The sequence below is a fragment of the Oleiphilus sp. HI0066 genome (assembly GCF_001635725.1).
Genome location: NZ_LWFH01001867.1, coordinates 1 through 1,760 on the forward strand (window position 1 = coordinate 1; position 1,760 = coordinate 1,760).

The 1,760-nt window shown below is 44.6% G+C and carries 4 protein-coding genes; all 4 read right to left on the minus strand.

The window, feature by feature from the left end:
* A partial coding sequence (locus A3738_RS28850; protein ID WP_197474118.1) for a two-component system response regulator occupies nt 1–292 on the minus strand: 292 nt, incomplete at its 3' end.
* 128 nt (nt 293–420) lie between these two features.
* The gene (locus A3738_RS28855) at nt 421–852 is read right to left on the minus strand and encodes an outer membrane protein transport protein (protein WP_068478265.1); all 432 of its coding nucleotides are present in this window, start codon (nt 850–852) and stop codon (nt 421–423) included.
* Between the two features lie 60 nt (nt 853–912).
* Nucleotides 913–1,122 (minus strand): hypothetical protein, encoded by a 210-nt coding sequence (locus tag A3738_RS28860; protein WP_068478267.1) that lies wholly within the window; start codon nt 1,120–1,122, stop codon nt 913–915.
* A 97-nt stretch (nt 1,123–1,219) separates the two neighbouring features.
* Nucleotides 1,220–1,760 (minus strand): Na+/H+ antiporter NhaA (locus A3738_RS28865; protein WP_197474119.1); only part of this gene is annotated, 541 nt, incomplete at its 5' end.

Here is a 1,760-nt window from a genome sequence, read left to right on the forward strand (position 1 = left end):
CTGTTTGAACAATTCGCCGTTCACACACGCTGTTGATTACCACGTAGCCTTTAAATCCGCTACGAGCAAGCTGCTGCAGTATTTCTTGGCCGTTTATCTCAGGTAGAACGAGGTCGAGGAATAAAATGATCTTGTCTTTACCCTGACTGAGAGCACTTAAACCTTCTTGGCCATTGTCAAAGCTTTGAATATCTTCGACACCTAAGGCTTCTAACAAACCATCTAACTTAGCTTGCTTAGTGGGGGTGTCCTCAATTATGACAACAGGTAGATCAGAAAATAGGTTCGACATTGGCCCTCCTTGCCCATTCGATGCGGAGTGCATGAAGGGTAGTCTAGGTTTCGTTTTTGGCTTAAAGAAGTCAATAAATAGGTATAAAAAAAACCCGCAAAGCGGGGTTTTTATGAACTGGTTCTAACTTAGAAGTTAGCACCGAATATTAATTCAAGTTGCGACATTTCCAGTTCGATTTGCTGATTTTGGCTCTGGAGCGAAGGATTTCTGCCTTTTGCCCAGTTGTCGCTGTCTGCGATAGGATCTTGTGAAAATCCTGCGAAGCTGCCAAGGCCTTTCGCTTTAAAACGCTGGTCACCAATATTGGTGTTCTCAGACACCTTGTATGCAATAGAAGTGTTTAAAAATACTTGTGATAGATCAACGCCTGTCTCGCCTGCATAGAATACTGACTCGTCATAGTCTGTATTCATGCCACTGTTAGCATATAGGTTAACGTTCAGCGCGAGATCATTGCTCAAGTCAGTCTTATAGCCGAATGAAGGGATATAAAACCAATCGCTTTCTGAGCGCGTGTCTTGAGGTGTTAAAGCAAACTCGCCAGGCATCGCTGTCATAGGGTTTCCGCCTTCAACAGTAAATCCACGATCTGGGTTAAACGCTGCAATTGCTGCGATCTAAATCGTGTCGATGTTGAGCGCAAGAGCTGGATTTGATGCACCCGCAATAGCATCTTGAGTTCTTGCAGTAGACGCACAGCTCATTGCAATGCTGTTCGCATTGTAACCTAGACGGAAATACCCATTTGTTGCACCTGCTGTACCAGATGAAAGAGCAAAGGCTGCCGTGATGATCGACAGGGAGAGTTTATTCGTTCGGATGTTCACTACCGCTATTCAATTCTTCAAAAGGGCGCGGTCCATACACCATAATTTTGAGCGGCAGCTTATAGAAAACAGCTATATAGTCAAAAGAATTAAAAGTTTAGGCCTTATTGCCGGCAGCACTATAACGTTTTATCACGATTGATCCTACAATGGCTGAGAGTAAAGAGCCTGCAAGCACACCGAGCTTAACACTGTCTGAGTAATTGCCTTCGATGCCTTCAAATGCGAGAGACCCGATAAACAAACTCATCGTAAAGCCAATACCACACAATAAGCAGACACCGTATAACTGCCCCCATGTGGCACCATTTGGCAGGCGCGCAAGGCCAATTTTGATGGCAAGCCAACAAGCGCCGAATATGCCTATTTGTTTACCGACGAATAAGCCAAGAATAATGCCAAGCGTGGTGGTATTCATAAAGGCATCAAGTCCTAAGCCTGTTAAAGATACACCCGCATTGGCAAACGCAAATATCGGCAAAATAAAGAAGGCTACACAGGGATGGAAGTCATGCTCGAGTTCTTTCGCCAAACTTAAGCCGTTGTCGTTTGTTTGATAAAGCGGAATAAACCATGCGATAGCAAAGCCTGCCAATGTTGCGTGCACGCCTGATTTTAATACCGCGACCCAAACAACT

What these genes read in the sequence shown, in the direction of transcription:
- A3738_RS28855 (WP_068478265.1), bottom strand. Translation starts at nt 852, where the DNA reads ATGACAGCGATGCCTGGCGAGTTTGCTTTAACACCTCAAGACACGCGC.